Origin of the sequence: Xanthobacter sp. SG618 (assembly GCF_012932745.1) — a bacterium.
In the GTDB taxonomy this organism is placed as follows: domain Bacteria; phylum Pseudomonadota; class Alphaproteobacteria; order Rhizobiales; family Xanthobacteraceae; genus Xanthobacter; species Xanthobacter flavus.
Genome location: NZ_JABBHL010000009.1, coordinates 138,548 through 154,094 on the forward strand (window position 1 = coordinate 138,548; position 15,547 = coordinate 154,094).

The window sequence follows — 15,547 nt, forward strand, 5'->3', positions numbered from 1 at the left end:
GACGCCTGATTTCGACCATGTGACGCCCCGCGCCAGGCGCGGGGCGAAGAGGAGACAAGACCATGGCCATGCCGACAATCAAGGCGGTCCGCGCCTACACCGTGCGCGGCGGCGGTGCCGACTATCACGACACCCAGGGCTATCACTGGATCGACGACCACATCGCCACCCCCATGGCGCGCTATGAGGAATACCGGCAGAGCCGCCGCTCCTTCGGCATCAACGTGCTCGGCACGCTGGTGGTGGAAGTGGAGGCCTCCGACGGCACCATCGGCCTCGGCGTGACCACGGCGGGCGAGATCGGCGCCTTCATCGTGGAGAAGCACCTCTCGCGCTTCCTCATCGGCCGGCAGGTCACGGAGATCGAGAAGATCTGGGACCAGATGTATTTTTCCACCCAGTTCTACGGCCGCAAGGGCGTGGTGGTGAACACCATCTCGGGCGTGGACATCGCCCTGTGGGACCTGCTCGGCAAGCTGCGCGGCGAGCCGGTGCATGCGCTTCTCGGCGGCCCGGTGCGCGATGAGCTGCAGTTCTACGCCACCGGCGCGCGGCCCGACCTTGCCAAGGAGATGGGCTTCATCGGTGGCAAGCTGCCTTTGCTGCACGGCCCCGCCGAGGGCGACGAGGGCCTGAAGAAGAACATCGAGAAGCTCGCCGACATGCGCGCCAAGGTCGGCGACGACTTCTGGCTCATGTACGACTGCTGGATGAGCCTCGATCTCAACTATTCCATCCGCCTCGCCCAGAAGGCGCAGGAATTCGGCCTGAAGTGGATCGAGGAATGCCTCTCCCCCGATGACTATTGGGGCTATGCGGACCTCAAGCGCAACGTGCCGAAGGGCATGCTGGTGACGACCGGCGAGCATGAGGCCACCCGCTGGGGCTTCCGCATGCTTTTGGAGATGGACTGCTGCGACATCATCCAGCCCGACGTGAACTGGTGCGGCGGCATCACCGAGCTGATCAAGATCTCGGCGCTCGCGGATGCCCACGGCAAGCTCATGGTGCCCCACGGCTCGGGCGTCTACAGCTACCATTTCGTCATCACGCGCCATAACAGCCCGTTCACCGAGATCATCATGAGCGCGCCCAATGCGGACGAGGTGCGCCCCGCCTTCAGCCCGCTGCTGCTGGACGAGCCGGTGCCGGTGAACGGCCGCATGAAGGCCTCCGCTCTCGACAAGCCCGGCTTCGGCGTGCGGCTCAATCCCGAGGTCCAGCTCCATCGGCCCTACGCCACCTGAGCCGGCCTCTTCCTCTCCTCCCAGCTGGCCGGCGCCGTGTGCGCCGGCCTTTTTTATTGCGTTCTGCCGCCCGTCCTGAGAGTGCGCGGGCGCATCAGTCCCCGATCGGCTGGAGCACCAAGGCAGCGCCGCCAACGTTGTGAATGCGACTAGCGCGTAAGCGGAAGTCAGCCGCCCAGCGAGTTGATGCTGAATGCGAGAATGCCGATGTTGAAAATGAAGGCGGCCAGGCAGTGGAATGTCACGGCGCGGCGCATATGCATGCTTGTCACCTCCACGTCGGAGGTCTGGAATGTCATGCCGAGGCAAAATGAAAAATATATGAAATCCCAATATTTTGGCTCCGGCGTCTCGGGAAATGCCAGGCCACCAAGATCTGTCTCTTCTTTTGAATTCGTATAATACAAGTGTGCGTAGTGAATTGTGTAGACAGTGTTGCTGAAGATCCAGGCCAACACCAGCGTCAGCACGATCAAGGCGATTGTCCCGGGTCCGGCGTTCCCCTTTTCCATCAGCTCGCTGGCAACAATCGTGAGGATCAACAGCCCCATGACAAATGTGAGCGCCAGCAGCGCTGGCCGATTGGCGTCATTGCGCTTGGCGTTCGCGCGCATGTCGCTTGGCGCATCGTCCAGCAGCTCGTAGCAGGACAGGAGGAAGGTGGCCGAGGCGACGTCGAACCCGATCATGAAGCCAAGGCGCCAGCCCGCGAACCAGATCGATCCGCCGCCCACAAGAACGAGCAGTACCGCGAACGCGATAAAGCGCGCGGGGGCAACCACGTTACCGATGCTGCGCCTGGTCGCCTGTGAGGGGAGTAATGGCATCAGGTCCCTTAATCTACAGCCCAATGGTGAGGAAAATGGGCTGCCTGACCAGGATAGCGGATCAGTCGTCGTTCGTCGCATCGAGCCTCCCGGCCGAGGCGGCCCAGCTTATCATCGCGCCGCCCCTTGCGAGCGCCAGCCTCCATCTTCGCGGTCATGCTGATCTTGTTCCAATCGTCGGAGGTCAAAATTAAAAATAGATCCCATGTGAATTGGCTATAAGCTCGAAATATCCGTTATTCCAATATGTGGAGAAAACAAAAGCAGTCCGAAAATTGTAAAATTGGTCGCCCTGTGATAGGCGTTCACTATGAATGACATCAACCAAAACAAGCCCTCCGATCTTACAGAGACGGCGGCCGCGATTGCGCGCTGGGAGGGGGAGGGCGGTGCGCCTATGCATCGATGGGACGCCCTTGAGGTGCGACAGCGTCTTGACTGGATCAGAGAGGTGCATTCTCGAATGCTTGGGCGCGGCTGTTTTCAAGCTAGGGAACGCATCGCCAGCTTCAGTTCAGCGCGCCCTCTTTCGAGGGCGACGGTCCGAGCCGCGTAGCTCAGCACGGCTGGAGGCGCTCGGCGCGCTTTATCCAGCACCATAGACACTCTGCCGCCAGTATGGCTGTGAAGTTCTAGCTCGATCCGAGCAGCAATACTGCGATGCCGCATGCGCTTCCGCCCACGGCGCATCCGAGGGCGACCCATAATGCAATCTGCGAAGACTATCGCGAACGGCCTGGGCCGGCTTCCTCAGGAGCCCGCAGACCGATTCACCAAGCCGTTCATGCGCTTCGTGCGCATCGAGAGCATGGCCAGCGCGGCGCTGCTGCTCGCCACCATCGTGGCCCTCGGGCTCTCCAATTCTCCCTGGTCAAAGACGTTTCTCGCGGTCTGGGACACGCGCGTGGGCTTGGAGATCGGCCACATCAGCTTTTCCCGCTCGCTTCAGCATTGGATCAATGATGGTCTGATGACGCTCTTCTTTTTCGTCGTCGCCCTTGAGCTCAAGCGCGAAATCGTCCTGGGAGAACTGCGCGACCTGCGAACCATCACACTCTCCCTTGCGGCCGCGCTGGGGGGAATGGCGGTGCCGGCGGCCCTGTTCCTCCTGCTCCAAGGTGGCGGTGAGGGCTGGCACGGCTGGGGGGTGGTGATGGCGACGGATACCGCCTTCGTCATCGGCGCACTCGCTGTGCTGGGAAACCGCGTTCCCTTGAGCCTGAGGTTGTTCCTGCTGTCGCTGGCGATCTTCGACGACATGGGCGCGATCCTCGTGGTCGCCATCGGCTATGGCGGCACCATCTCCTGGATTCCCATCGCCCTTGCCGGCGCCGGATTCGGCCTGGTGGCGGTCATCTCGCGGTTGGGAATTCGCAGCATCCCGGCCTATTTCGCCATCGGTGGCGCCATCTGGCTGGCACTGGACGCGGGCGGCATTCACCCGACCCTCGCCGGCGTGATCCTCGGCCTGATGACGCCGGCCCGAAGCTGGGTCAGCGGCATTCGCCTGCATGCGATCTTCGATCGTGTGATCGCCTATCCCCTTGATGAGCATTGGACCGGAGACAGCAAGGGGCGACAGGACCTGCAGCGGGCCAGGATCGCCGCGCGCGAATCCCTTTCGCCCATCGAGCGCCTGGAAATGCTGCTCCATCCCTGGGTGGCGTTTGCGGTCATGCCGCTCTTTGCCCTGGCGAATGCCGGCGTCAGCATCGTGCCGGCCGAATTTCACCGCGGGCTTGCATTGGCCGTCTTCGCCGGCTTCGTCCTGGGCAAGCCTGTCGGCATCGTGATGTTCAGCGCGATCGCTGTCGCGCTCCGGCTCGGCAAACGTCCGGCGGAGCTGTCCTGGGGCGTGCTGGCGGCGGGGGCCATGCTCACGGGCATCGGCTTCACGATGGCCTTGTTCATCGCCGAGATGGCGTTCGAGGGGGGACTGCTCACCTCGGCGAAGCTCGGCATCCTCGCCGCGTCCGTGGTCTCGGCCGCCGGCGGGCTGCTGGCCCTGATCCTGCTGACCTCCTCGGGGGCGCGGCGCCCCGTCCCGTCATGATGTGACGTGGACGTCCACCGTCATGCCGCCGAAGGCGTTGCTGTCGCCGATGAAGCTGCCCTGCACGGGGATGGCCTGGCGTATGTCGCGCACCACGGCGACCGGGATGAGATTGAACCCGCCCATGCTGCGATTGGTGGGATCGAACGGGATCCATCCTGCTCCGGGCACGAACACCTCCGCCCATGCGTGGGTGGAGCCCATGCCCTGAGACCCCACGAATGTTCCGGCGGGGTTGTAGAGATAGCCCGACACGATGCGCGCGCCGAAGCCGAGGCTGCGGACCGTCTCGACGAACAGCACCGCGAAATCACGGCATGAGCCCCAGCCGCGATCCAGCGTGTGCGTCGGCGATTGTGTGCCCTCCTCGTCGCGGCTCTGATAGGAGATCTGCCGGGATACGCCGGCGCTCAGATCCTTGAGCAGCGAGAGGGTGTCGGTGGAGTTCCCCCGAACGAAGCCCATGGCCCAGCTCCGTAGCCGGCCGCTGGCATCGGGAAACTGGGGGACCCCCAGCGCGCCGAGATCGGTCCATTCGTCGGCGGAATAGCTGAACGGAAAGGACGTGGCGGTGCCCGCGATGGCGAACACCGGCCACGGCACGGCATCGAGCTGGAGCTCTGTCGTGCTCTCGATGACCAGTTGATCGCCGGACGTCGAGAAGTTCGCCGTGGCGACCGCGTTGCCGAAGACATCCTGAGCCCAGTTCACCGTCGCCGCCGGGGTCAGGATCAGCTGGTTCGATGTCACCCGCAGGTCGCGGCTTTCCCGGGGGCGGAGCATCAGCCGATGCGGTCCGAAGGTCACCGGCCGATGGAAGCGGTAGGTGGTGGTGTGGCGGATCTGGAGAGGAATCAAGGGCGCTCCATGGGGCTCGACCACGCCCGAGGTCTTTGACGGGGCTGCAAGGCAGCACGTCACTCGGCCCGGGTTCCGGCGGTTGAAGGGGCCGGCCAGGCTTTGCGTTCGCATCGTGAGACGCGCCGCGGAGCAGCTCGGCCAGAGCCCCGTGCCGGTAGCATATAATGGACCAACCGCCGCGCCAAAGCAGAGGCGTTTATAAAATAATCTTGCAAATCGAGGCGCCGGGGAGCATATTCCCCCAGTCGATACAAAGCCTGATCATTTGGATCTCCGCAGATTTTGCTCTTGCGCCCGTCCAAAATTCTCGCCCGAAAATGCGATTTCGACACCCGGCTGTGAGCCGGCCAGCTAAATACTGAAAATAGAAAGGGTTCCTATGACTGAGGGAACCGTGAAGTGGTTCAACGCCCAGAAGGGCTTTGGATTCATTGCCCCCGATGCGGGCGGCAGCGATGCGTTCGTCCATATCAGCGCTGTCGAGCGCTCCGGCCTCGGCGATCTGCGCGAAGGCCAGAAGGTGGGCTTTGAGCTCGTCGTTGATCGCAAGAGCGGCAAGATGGCCGCGGACATGCTCAAGGATCTGAGCTGAGCTGATGGCCGGCGGCCCGAGCCTTTCGGGAATGCCGGCCTGCCCATTGTTGCCGAAGGCTGACCGCGGATGTACCGGCGGTCCCGGTGGCGATGAGCCATCTCTTGCCCTGCAGAGCGTCCGACGCCCTGTGGCCCTTGAGGTCGCAGGGCGTTTTTCGTCTCGCCGGCAGGATCTACCCACGTGCCCGAGAGGAGACGGCCATGGCCAAAGGACAGATGCGCGGCAACCGCGAAACCAAGAAGCCGAAGAAGATCAAGGTGCCCGAGCCGCCGGCGTCGTTCGTGAAAGGGTCTCCCGTTTCCTTGGGTCCGCCCAAGAAGAAAGGCTGAGGTGATGTCATGAACGTCCGCACCCGTGAAACCACGGTCACGTTCGATCACGCCTTCCACCTCAGCGAGGCGGATGGCGACCTTCCGGCGGGAACCTACCGTCTCGTCATCGACGAGGAGCAGCTTCTCGGCGTCTCCTTCCTGGCCTACCGGCGCATGGCGACGATGCTGCACACGCCCGCCCTCGCGGCGCCCCCCGGTCGAAACGAATGCTTGTCGGTGAATGCCGCCGAACTCGATGCCGCCTTGTTGAAGGACCAGCAGACATCCGCGAGGGCGCGCGAAGCCCCTTCGGCGGACGCGCTCCTTCTTTGACGGACGTGCCGCAATCAGGAGGCTTCCATGACCCTTCAGTTTCCCAACGCCAGCCGCGTCTTTGATCCCGTCAGGCGTTGCGTGACCTTCTGGGGGCACGATTCCGCCTTCGAAGTCGCGTTCCATCTCGACGCCGATGTCCTGACGCGTTTCAGTCCCCAGAGCGGCCATGACGAGGCCGCGTCCCTGCGCACCTTCGACACCAACCGGCAGCGCATCGAGCGCGCCGCGAGCGGCGTCTATGCGCGGCGGCGGCAAAGCTTCCACCGCCTGTCCACGTCCGACTTCTAGGGCCCACCATCGGCGGGCGCCCCGGCCCCCTTCGCGCGATCGTATGCGAGCCGCGCGTCGCACGCCGTGCCTCCGGCAAGAAAGGCGTTCGATCGCATGAACAAGGGCCTCAACATCGTTTTCCAGTCGCTCGATGCGGAGCACGTCCTCGCCCGGGTCATCTGGCGCGAGCAGGACAGCGGCGGCGGCAGCCTCACGCTTGAGATTCCCGTCCGCAACAGCGCGGCCGCTCCCAAGAGCACCGAGCAACTCCAGGCCGACGCCCGCGCCCTTGCCGTCCGCTTCGCCCGCGCCTTCGCGGACACGATTCAGGATTAGCGCGCTGTCCCGCCGGTCATGAGACCGCACGCGAAGCTGCGCACGTCGGCAGCACTTTCCGCACGGCCGATCATCGGCCGCACCACGCGGTAGAAAGGTCCATTTGCTTTCCCATCTTCTCAGTGCCTTCGGGCGCGCGCCCGCATCCTCGCCGTGGGATCAGCAGCCCATCCGCGAGGAACTGTTCGGTGCGGAACGGCTTGAAGAGCACGCACGCAGCCTTGCCTCCGCCCAGATGGTGGAGCCTCGGCTCGCCCGGGGACACGCGCTCTCCGCCCGCCTCGCCGATAATGGCGCCATTCTGCTGGCCGCCTACCGCGCCATCGCCACATCCGTTGCGGAAGGCGGTGCCATCACCCCCTCGGCGGAATGGCTGATCGACAATTATCATCTGGTGGAAAAGCAGATTCGGGAGATCCGCTCCGATCTGCCGCCGGGCTACTACCGCCAGCTTCCCAAGCTCGCCGGCGGGCCGTTCGCGGGATATCCGCGCGTGTTCGGCGTGGCGTGGGCATTCGTGGCCCATACCGACAGCCGCTTCGATCCGGAGATGCTGTCGCGCTATCTCACGGCCTATCAGGAGATCCAACCGCTCACCATCGGCGAGCTGTGGGCGGTCTCCATCACCTTGCGGATCGTGCTGATCGAGAATCTGCGGCGCCTGGCCGAGGCGATCGTTGACGACCGGATCGCCCGGCGCGAGGCCGATGCGCTGGCTGATCGGCTGCTGGGCGCCGGCGGGACACCGGGCGAGCCGGTCGAAAGCGTGCTCGGCAAATATGAGCAGGGCCAGATCGCCGACGCCTTCGCCGTCCAGCTGGTGCACCGGCTGCGCGATCAGGACCCCCGGATCACTCCGGCTCTGGTCTGGCTCGACCAGCGCCTGGCGGCGCGGCACACGACCGCCGACACGGTAGTGCGCGACGTGCACCGCAGCCAGGGCGCGGCGAACGTCACCATCCGCAACATCATCACCAGCCTGCGTCTGATCTCCGATCTGGACTGGCCGGACCTCTTCGAGCGCACCAGCCTCGTCCACGCTTTGCTGTCGGCCGGAAGCGCCTATGACGCCATGGATTTCCCGACACGCAATCTCTACCGGGATGCCATCGAGCAACTGGCGCGCGGGTCCCGCCGCAGCGAGCTCGACATTGCCCGGGAGGCCATTGCCGCGACCGAGCGAGCCTGCGCTGCGCATCCCGATCAGGGGCCGCTCCCGCGTGATTGTGAGCCCGGCTATTATCTGATTGGAAGCGGACGGCGCGCCTTCGAGCGACACGTCGGATTTCGCCTGCCCATCAGCAACATCTCCACCCACCTGAATCGGGCTTTCGGCGTCGGCGGCTATGTGGCGGCCATCGCCATTGCGGCCGCAGCGCTTCTGGCCCTGCCGCTTCTCGCGCTCGGCGCGGCCGGCGTCGGTGCGGCACAGCTCGTTATTCTCACCCTGCTCGGATCGGTGCCGGCCATTGATGCCGCGGTGGCGCTGGTCAATCGCGCCATGAGCTTCGGCTTCGGGGCAACGGCCCTGCCGGCGCTCGAGCTGCGCGAGGGCGTTCCCTCGCATCTGCGCACCCTGGTGGCGGTGCCCACCCTGCTGACGAGCCCCGCATCCATCGCGGAAAATGTCGAGCGGCTGGAGATCCACCACCTCGCCAGCCCCGAAGGCGACCTGCATTTCGCGCTCTTGTCCGATTGGACCGATTCCGAGACGGAGCATGCGGACGGCGACGACGCCCTGCTCGCCGAGGCCGCGGCCGGGATTGCCGCCCTCAACGCACGTTACGGACCCGCGCCCGGCGGTGTCCGGTTCGCCCTGCTGCACCGGCGGCGGGTGTGGAACGCGGGCGAGGCGCGCTGGATCGGCTGGGAGCGCAAGCGCGGCAAGCTGCACGAGCTGAACCGCCTGCTGCGCGGTGCCGCCGACACGACCTTCGTGGACATCGCCGGATCGCCGCCGAGCCTGCCGGATGACGTGCGCTATGTGGTGACCCTGGACGCGGACACCCGGCTGCCGCGCGACACGGTCCGCCGGCTCATCGGCAAGATGGCCCATCCGCTCAACCGACCCCGCTTCGATGCGGCGGAGGGGCGCGTGGTGGAAGGCTATGGCGTGCTCCAGCCGCGCGTGACGCCCTCTCTGCCCATGGGTGAGGAAGGTTCGCTGTTCCAGCGCACGTTTTCCTCCATGAGCGGCATCGACCCCTACGGCTCGGCCGTGTCCGATGTCTATCAGGACCTGTCGGGCGAGGGCTCCTATGTCGGCAAGGGCATCTACGACGTGGACGCCTTCGAGGCCGCGCTGAACGGGCGCGTGCCGGATTCCACCCTGCTCAGCCATGATCTGTTTGAAGGCGTCTTCGCGCGCGCAGGCCTCGCCTCCGACGTGGAAGTGGTGGAGGAGTTTCCCGCCCGCTACGACGTCAGCGCCCTGCGACGGCATCGCTGGGCGCGGGGCGACTGGCAGCTTCTGCCCTGGATCCTCGGACGCGGCCCCAAGCTCCCCGGCGCCACCCCCGGCATCGACACCATGCCCGTTATGGGGCGCTGGAAGATGCTCGACAATCTGCGTCGATCGCTCTCGGCGCCGCTGGCCGTTGCGGCCCTGATCGCCGGGTGGACGCTGCCATTCGCCGCCGCGCTGTTCTGGACCGCCGCCGTGCTCGTCACCCTGGCGCTGCCGCACTTCATTCCCGTTCTCGCGGCCATCGTGCCCCGCCAGCGCGGCATCGCAGCCGTCAGCCATCTCCGGGCCCTGCTGGCCGACCTGCGGCTGGCGACGCTGCAATCCACGCTCAATGTGGTGTTCCTCGCCTACGAGGCCTGGCTGATGGGCGATGCCATCGTGCGCACCCTGTGGCGGCTGCTGGTCACCCGCAGCCACCTGCTGGAATGGGTGCCCGCCGCGCAGGCGAGCCTTGCCCGGCAGCTCGACCTTGCGGGCTCCTACCGCCGGATGGCCGGAGGCTTGGTTGTCGCTGCTGTCGCGGTGGCTGTCGCCGCCGTCGCGGGAGAGGGCGCCTGGCCGCTCGCGGCCGTGTTTGCCGTCGCGTGGGCGGCATCGCCCGCCGTGGCGTATCGCATCAGCCGTGCGCCCCATCCGGCGGGCCAGCTGGAAATGTCCGACGCCCAGGCCCAGACCCTGCGGCTGACCGCGCGGCGCACCTGGCGGTTCTTCGAGACGTTCGTGACGGCGTCCGACCATCACCTGCCGCCGGACAACTTCCAGGAAGACCCTGCGCCCGTGGTGGCGCACCGGACGTCGCCGACAAACATGGGCCTCTATCTGCTCTCCATCGCGAGCGCCCGCGATTTCGGATGGCTCGGCACCGGCGCCGCCTTGGGGCGGCTGGAGGCGAGCCTTGCCACCATGGCGCGGCTTCCGCGCTTCCGCGGCCATTTCTTCAATTGGTACGATACCAGCGACCTGCGTCCGCTCGACCCGAAATACGTCTCCACGGTCGACAGCGGCAACCTCGCCGGGCACCTCATCGCGTTGGCCAACGCGCTCAACGAGTGGAAGACGTCCGCGCAGCCCATCGCCCAGCGTCTGGCCGGCATCGCCGATGCGCTGGACCTGACCCGCGAGGAGGCTGGCCTGCTCGCGGACGGACGGCGCACCCAGACGGTGACCCTCCCGCAGCTGGACGAGACCCTCGCCGGCCTTTCCGCCGGCGCGCGCCGGGGCTCTGCAGAAGGCGAGGACCCCGCCCTCCGGCTCGCCGAGCTCGCCGCCGGTGCGGACACGATGATGGATATCGCCCTCGCCCTCGCCACCGAGCGCGGTGACGCTGCCGGCGCGGACATGCTGTTCTGGGCGCGGGCCAGTCTCGACATCATCGCCAGCCATCGCCAGGACATCGCGGACAGCCAGACGCAGGACGCCGCGCTCGCCGCCCGGCTATCCGCGCTTGAGGATGACGCCCGCACCATGGCGCTTGAGATGGAGTTCGGCTTCCTCCTCTCCCGCGACCGCAATCTCTTGTCCATCGGCTATCTGGTGGCGGAGGGGACGCTCGACCCCAGCTGCTACGATCTTCTGGCCTCGGAAGCCCGCCTCGCCAGCTTCTTCGCCATCGCCAAGGGGGATGTTCCCGCCAAGCACTGGTTCCGCCTCGGGCGCTCGGTGACGCCCATCGCCCATGGCGGCGCGCTGATCTCGTGGTCGGGCTCCATGTTCGAATACCTGATGCCGTCGCTGATCATGCGCGCACCGGCCGGCAGCCTGCTCGACCAGACCAACCGGCTCGTGGTGCGTCGGCAGATCGACTATGCGGCCGACCTGCGGGTGCCGTGGGGGATTTCCGAATCTGCCTACAACGCCCGCAACCTAGAGCTCACCTACCAATATTCCAATTTCGGCGTTCCCGGCCTGGGGCTGAAGCGGGGGCTGGGCGACAATCTGGTGGTCGCGCCCTACGCGACCGCTCTTGCCGCCATGGCCGACCCCATCGCCGCCTGCGCCAATCTCGCCCGGCTCCGGGAGGCCGGCGGCCGCGGCCGCTACGGCTTCTACGAAGCGCTGGACTACACCACGAGCCGAGTCCCGGTGGGCGCGCGGCATGCCGTGGTGAAGGCCTTCATGGCGCACCATCAGGGCATGACCATCGTCGCCATCGCCGACACGCTGCTGGGCGGCATCATGCGCGCGCGCTTCCACGTCGAACCGTTGATCCAGGCGACGGAACTGCTGCTGCAGGAGCGCACGCCCCGGGACGTGGCGGTGGTGCGCCCCTGGTCGGCGGACGGGCGGTCGACGGCCCGCGCCCGCGATCTAGATCCACCTGCCGGCCGCACCTTCAGCTCGGCCCGGCAGGCGACGCCTGCCACTCACCTGCTGTCCAACGGGCGCTATTGCGCCATGCTGACGGCCGCCGGCTCCGGCTACAGCCGCTGGGGCGACTTCGCCGTCACCCGCTGGCGCGAGGATCCGACCTGCGATGACTACGGCTCCTATGTCTTCATCCGCGACGTACAGAGCGGAGAGGTCTGGTCGTGCGGAGCGCAGCCGAGCGGCGTCGAGCCGGCCGCCTATCATGTGACCTTCCACGAGGACCGCGCGGAATTCGTGCGCCGCGACGGCACGCTGGAAACCTCGCTGGATGTGCTCGTCTCCGCAGAGGACGATGCCGAGGTGCGCCGCGTCTCGCTCTCCAACACGGGCACCCGCTGGCGGGAGCTGGAGATCACCTCCTACGCCGAGTTGGTGCTGGCGCCCCAATCCTCCGACATCGCCCATCCGGCCTTTTCCAAGCTCTTCGTCGAGACGGAATATCTCTCCGACCTCGGCGCGATCCTCGCGACGCGCCGGCGGCGAGCGCCGGGCGAGCCGGAGATCTGGGCCGCCCATTTCAGCGTGCTGGATGGCGAGGCCGTGGGCGGGCCGGAGATCGAGACCGACCGGGCCCGCTTCCTCGGTCGGGGCCACGGCGTGCGCGACCCTATCGCGGTCATCGATGGGCGCCCCCTCTCGAACACCACCGGCAGGGTGCTGGACCCGATCTTCGCCTTGCGCCGGCGCGTGCGGATCGAGCCGGGCGGCATGGCGCGGGTGGCGTTCTGGACCATGGCCACGCCCACCCGCAGCGCGCTGCTGGACGGCATCGACAGACATCGCGACACCGCCGCCTACAGCCGCGCGGCAACCCTCGCCTGGACGCAGGCCCAGGTCGAGCTCTACCACCTCGGCATCACCGCGAGCGATGCGGCCACATACCAGCGGCTCGCCGGCTATGCGATCTACGCCGCGCCGACGCTGCGCCCTTCGTCCGACACCATCCTGCGTGGCGGGGGGCCGCAGTCCGGCCTCTGGGCGCAGAGCATTTCCGGCGACCTGCCTATCGTGCTGCTGCGCATTTCCGATATCGAGGACATCGATGTCGCCCACGAACTGCTGAAGGCACACGCTTACTGGCGCATGAAGCAGCTGGCGGTGGATCTCGTGATCCTCAATGACCGCCAGTCGTCCTACGTGCAGGATCTGCAGATCGCCATCGAGGCCCTCGTCCGCACCAGCCGCTCGCAGCCGCAGGCGGAGCGGAACGGACCCACGGGACGGGTCTTCGTGCTGCGGGCCGATCTCATTCCGGGGGAAACGCGATCGCTCCTGTCCTCCATCGCCCGGATCGTTCTCGTGGCGCAGCGCGGCAGTCTCGTGGAGCAGCTCGATCGGATCAGCGAAGCCGAATTCACCGCCAGCGCCGCGCCCAAGCGCCGCGTGGTGGTGCCGGAGCCGCCGCCTGTCGTGCCGGAGCTGGAATTCTTCAACGGTCTTGGCGGCTTCGCCGACAATGGGCGCGAATATGTGACCGTGCTTGGCCCGGGTCGGTCCACCCCGGCGCCGTGGATCAATGTCGTCGCCAACCCCGCGTTCGGCTTCCACGTGGCGACGGAGGGCAGCGGCTGCACCTGGGCTGAGAACAGCCGGGAAAACCTGATCACCCCCTGGTCCAACGATCCCGTCACCGACCGGATCGGCGAAGCCTTCTACCTGCGTGACGACGAGACCGGCGCCGTCTGGACCCCGACCGCCTTGCCCATGCGCGACGAGGCGGCGACTTATGTCGCCCGGCATGGTCGCGGCTACAGCGCCTTCACCCATGCGGCCCATGGGATCGCCAGCGAGCTTATCCAGTTCGTGCCGGTGGAAGGTTCGATCAAGATCGCACGCCTGAAGGTGCGCAACCTGACACCTCGCTCGCGCCGGCTCTCCCTCACGGCCTATGTGGAATGGGTGCTTGGTCCGTCGCGGACGGCAACGTCTCCGTTCGCGACCACGGGCATCGACGGCGAGACCGGCGCGCTGTTCGCCCGCAATCCCTGGAACGGGGATTTCGGCGCCCGCGTCGCCTTCCTCGACATGGCCGGGCGCCAGACCGACTGGACGGGCGACCGCAGCGAGTTCATCGGCCGAAACGGCACCCTCGCTTCGCCCGCGGCGATGCTGCGGGGCGGACGGTTCTCCGGGCTGGTGGGGGCGGGTCTGGACCCTTGCGGCGCCATGCGCACCACCGTTGACCTGCGCCCCAATGCCAGCGCGGAAATTGTCATCCTGCTCGGCCAGGGCGCCGATACGGCCGAGGCCCGCGAACTGATCGCCCGGTTCCGCGCCGCCGACCTCGACGCGGTTCTAGCCGAAGTGACCCAAAGCTGGGACGCCATCCTCGGCGCCGTCGAGGTGCGCACGCCCGATCGCGCCATGGACATCATGCTGAATGGCTGGCTGCTCTACCAGTCGCTGGCCTGCCGCGTGTGGGCGCGCTCGGCCTTCTATCAGGCGAGCGGCGCCTACGGCTTCCGCGATCAGCTGCAGGACGGCATGGCCCTGGTGCCGCTGCGTCCCGACATGACGCGCGCCCATCTCCTGCGCGCTGCCGGGCGGCAGTTCGTGGAGGGCGATGTGCAGCATTGGTGGCTGCCCCATTCCGGCCGCGGCGTGCGCACCCGCATCTCCGATGACCGGGCCTGGCTCGCTTATGCCACCGCCCACTATGTGAAGGTGAGTGGCGACCGGGCGGTGCTCGATGAGGCGGTGCCCTTCCTGGAAGGTCAGAGGCTGCATCCCGGCGAGCACGAGGCCTTCTTCCCGCCCTCGGTCTCGGATCAGTCTGCATCCCTTTTCGAGCACTGCGCCCGCGCCCTGGACGAGAGCCTCGCGCTGGGCGGCCACGGCCTGCCGCTGATCGGCACCGGGGACTGGAACGATGGCATGAACCGTGTGGGAGAAGGCGGCGAAGGCGAGAGCGTCTGGCTCGCCTGGTTCCTGCATGCCGCACTGACCGCGTTTGCCCCCCTCGCTGAAGCAAGGGGAGAGGATGGTCGGGCCGCGCGCTGGCACGCCCATGCGGAAGGACTCCAGGCCGCCCTCGAGCGCACGGCGTGGGACGGAGACTGGTATCGCCGCGCCTTCTTCGACGATGGCACGGCCCTGGGCTCGGCCATGAGCGAGGAATGCCGCATCGATTCCATCGCGCAGTCCTGGGCGGTGCTCTCCGGCGCGGGCGATCCCGCGCGGGCGGTCCGCGCCATGGCGGCGGTGGAGCGGGACCTCATCCGGCCGGGGGAAGGACTGGCGCTGCTGTTCACGCCGCCCTTCGACAGGACGCCGCTCGATCCCGGCTACATCAAGGGCTATCCGCCGGGCATCCGCGAGAATGGCGGCCAATACACCCATGCGGCGCTCTGGTCCGTGATGGCCTTCGCAACTTTGGGCGAAGGCGACAAGGCCGGAGCCTTGTTCTCCATGCTCAATCCCATCAGTCACGCGCGGACCCGCTCCGACGTGGTGCGCTACAAGGTCGAGCCCTACGTGCTCGCCGCCGACATCTATTCCGAGCCGCCCCACGCGGGCCGCGGCGGCTGGACCTGGTACACCGGCTCCGCCGGCTGGATGCAGCGGGCTGGCATCGAGAGCATCCTCGGGCTGCACAAGGAAGGGGACATGCTGCGCCTCGATCCCTGCATCCCGCGCGGCTGGCCCGGGTTCGATCTCACCATCCGTCATGGCGCTGCGCGCTATCGCATCACCGTGGACAATCCGAAGGGGGTGAGCCGGGGCATTGCTTCGGCAACCCTCGACGGCGTTGCATTGTCCACGTGTCCGCTCCTCATCCCGCTGCGGGATGAACCGGGAGAGCGTGCCGTTCACGTCCGGCTCGGGTCCTGACGCGACAAAAACCTTCACCGGAGCCCCTTGTGCGGGGCGTCCGGCA

Annotated in this window: 10 protein-coding genes; 8 read left to right on the top strand and 2 right to left on the bottom strand. The window is 66.8% G+C overall.

From position 1 onward, the window contains the following. Positions 1-62 precede the first annotated feature (62 nt). The gene (rhmD, locus tag FHT36_RS21375; protein WP_169124475.1) at positions 63-1,247 is read left to right on the top strand and encodes an L-rhamnonate dehydratase; all 1,185 of its coding nucleotides are present in this window, start codon (positions 63-65) and stop codon (positions 1,245-1,247) included. 167 nt (positions 1,248-1,414) lie between these two features. Here the strand turns inward: rhmD and FHT36_RS21380 are convergent, their stop codons facing one another. Beyond that, positions 1,415-2,029: a DUF1345 domain-containing protein gene (locus tag FHT36_RS21380; RefSeq protein ID WP_210257909.1), complete on the bottom strand. Its 615-nt coding sequence runs from the start codon at positions 2,027-2,029 to the stop codon at positions 1,415-1,417. A gap of 769 nt (positions 2,030-2,798) precedes the next feature. Here FHT36_RS21380 and nhaA point away from each other — a divergent pair. Next, positions 2,799-4,127: a Na+/H+ antiporter NhaA gene (gene nhaA / locus FHT36_RS21385; RefSeq protein WP_169124587.1), complete on the top strand. Its 1,329-nt coding sequence runs from the start codon at positions 2,799-2,801 to the stop codon at positions 4,125-4,127. Here the strand turns inward: nhaA and FHT36_RS21390 are convergent. Then, positions 4,122-4,985, bottom strand: a complete 864-nt coding sequence (locus FHT36_RS21390; RefSeq protein ID WP_169124476.1) for a transglutaminase family protein — start codon at positions 4,983-4,985, stop codon at positions 4,122-4,124. The genes nhaA and FHT36_RS21390 overlap by 6 nt on opposite strands. A 382-nt stretch (positions 4,986-5,367) precedes the next feature. Between FHT36_RS21390 and FHT36_RS21395 the strand changes: the two genes are divergently transcribed. The 6 genes from FHT36_RS21395 to FHT36_RS21415 all read left to right on the top strand — a co-directional run bounded on the left by FHT36_RS21395 (position 5,368) and on the right by FHT36_RS21415 (position 15,501). Then, positions 5,368-5,580, top strand: a complete 213-nt coding sequence (locus tag FHT36_RS21395) for a cold-shock protein (protein WP_169124477.1) — start codon at positions 5,368-5,370, stop codon at positions 5,578-5,580. A 203-nt stretch (positions 5,581-5,783) separates the two neighbouring features. Further along, positions 5,784-5,912, top strand: a complete 129-nt coding sequence (locus FHT36_RS24775; protein WP_256444955.1) for a hypothetical protein — start codon at positions 5,784-5,786, stop codon at positions 5,910-5,912. 9 nt (positions 5,913-5,921) lie between these two features. Beyond that, positions 5,922-6,227 (top strand): hypothetical protein, encoded by a 306-nt coding sequence (locus FHT36_RS21400; RefSeq protein WP_169124478.1) that lies wholly within the window; start codon positions 5,922-5,924, stop codon positions 6,225-6,227. A 27-nt stretch (positions 6,228-6,254) separates the two neighbouring features. Then, entirely contained in the window at positions 6,255-6,518 is a 264-nt protein-coding gene (locus FHT36_RS21405) for a DUF1488 family protein (protein WP_169124479.1), read from the top strand. A 96-nt stretch (positions 6,519-6,614) separates the two neighbouring features. Then, complete coding sequence (locus FHT36_RS21410) at positions 6,615-6,836, top strand: hypothetical protein (protein ID WP_169124480.1); 222 nt, start codon at positions 6,615-6,617, stop codon at positions 6,834-6,836. Positions 6,837-6,939: 103 nt separating this feature from the next. Further along, a complete protein-coding gene (locus FHT36_RS21415; RefSeq protein WP_210257910.1) occupies positions 6,940-15,501 on the top strand; it encodes a GH36-type glycosyl hydrolase domain-containing protein in 8,562 nt (2,853 codons plus the stop codon). The last annotated feature ends 46 nt before the right edge of the window (positions 15,502-15,547 follow it).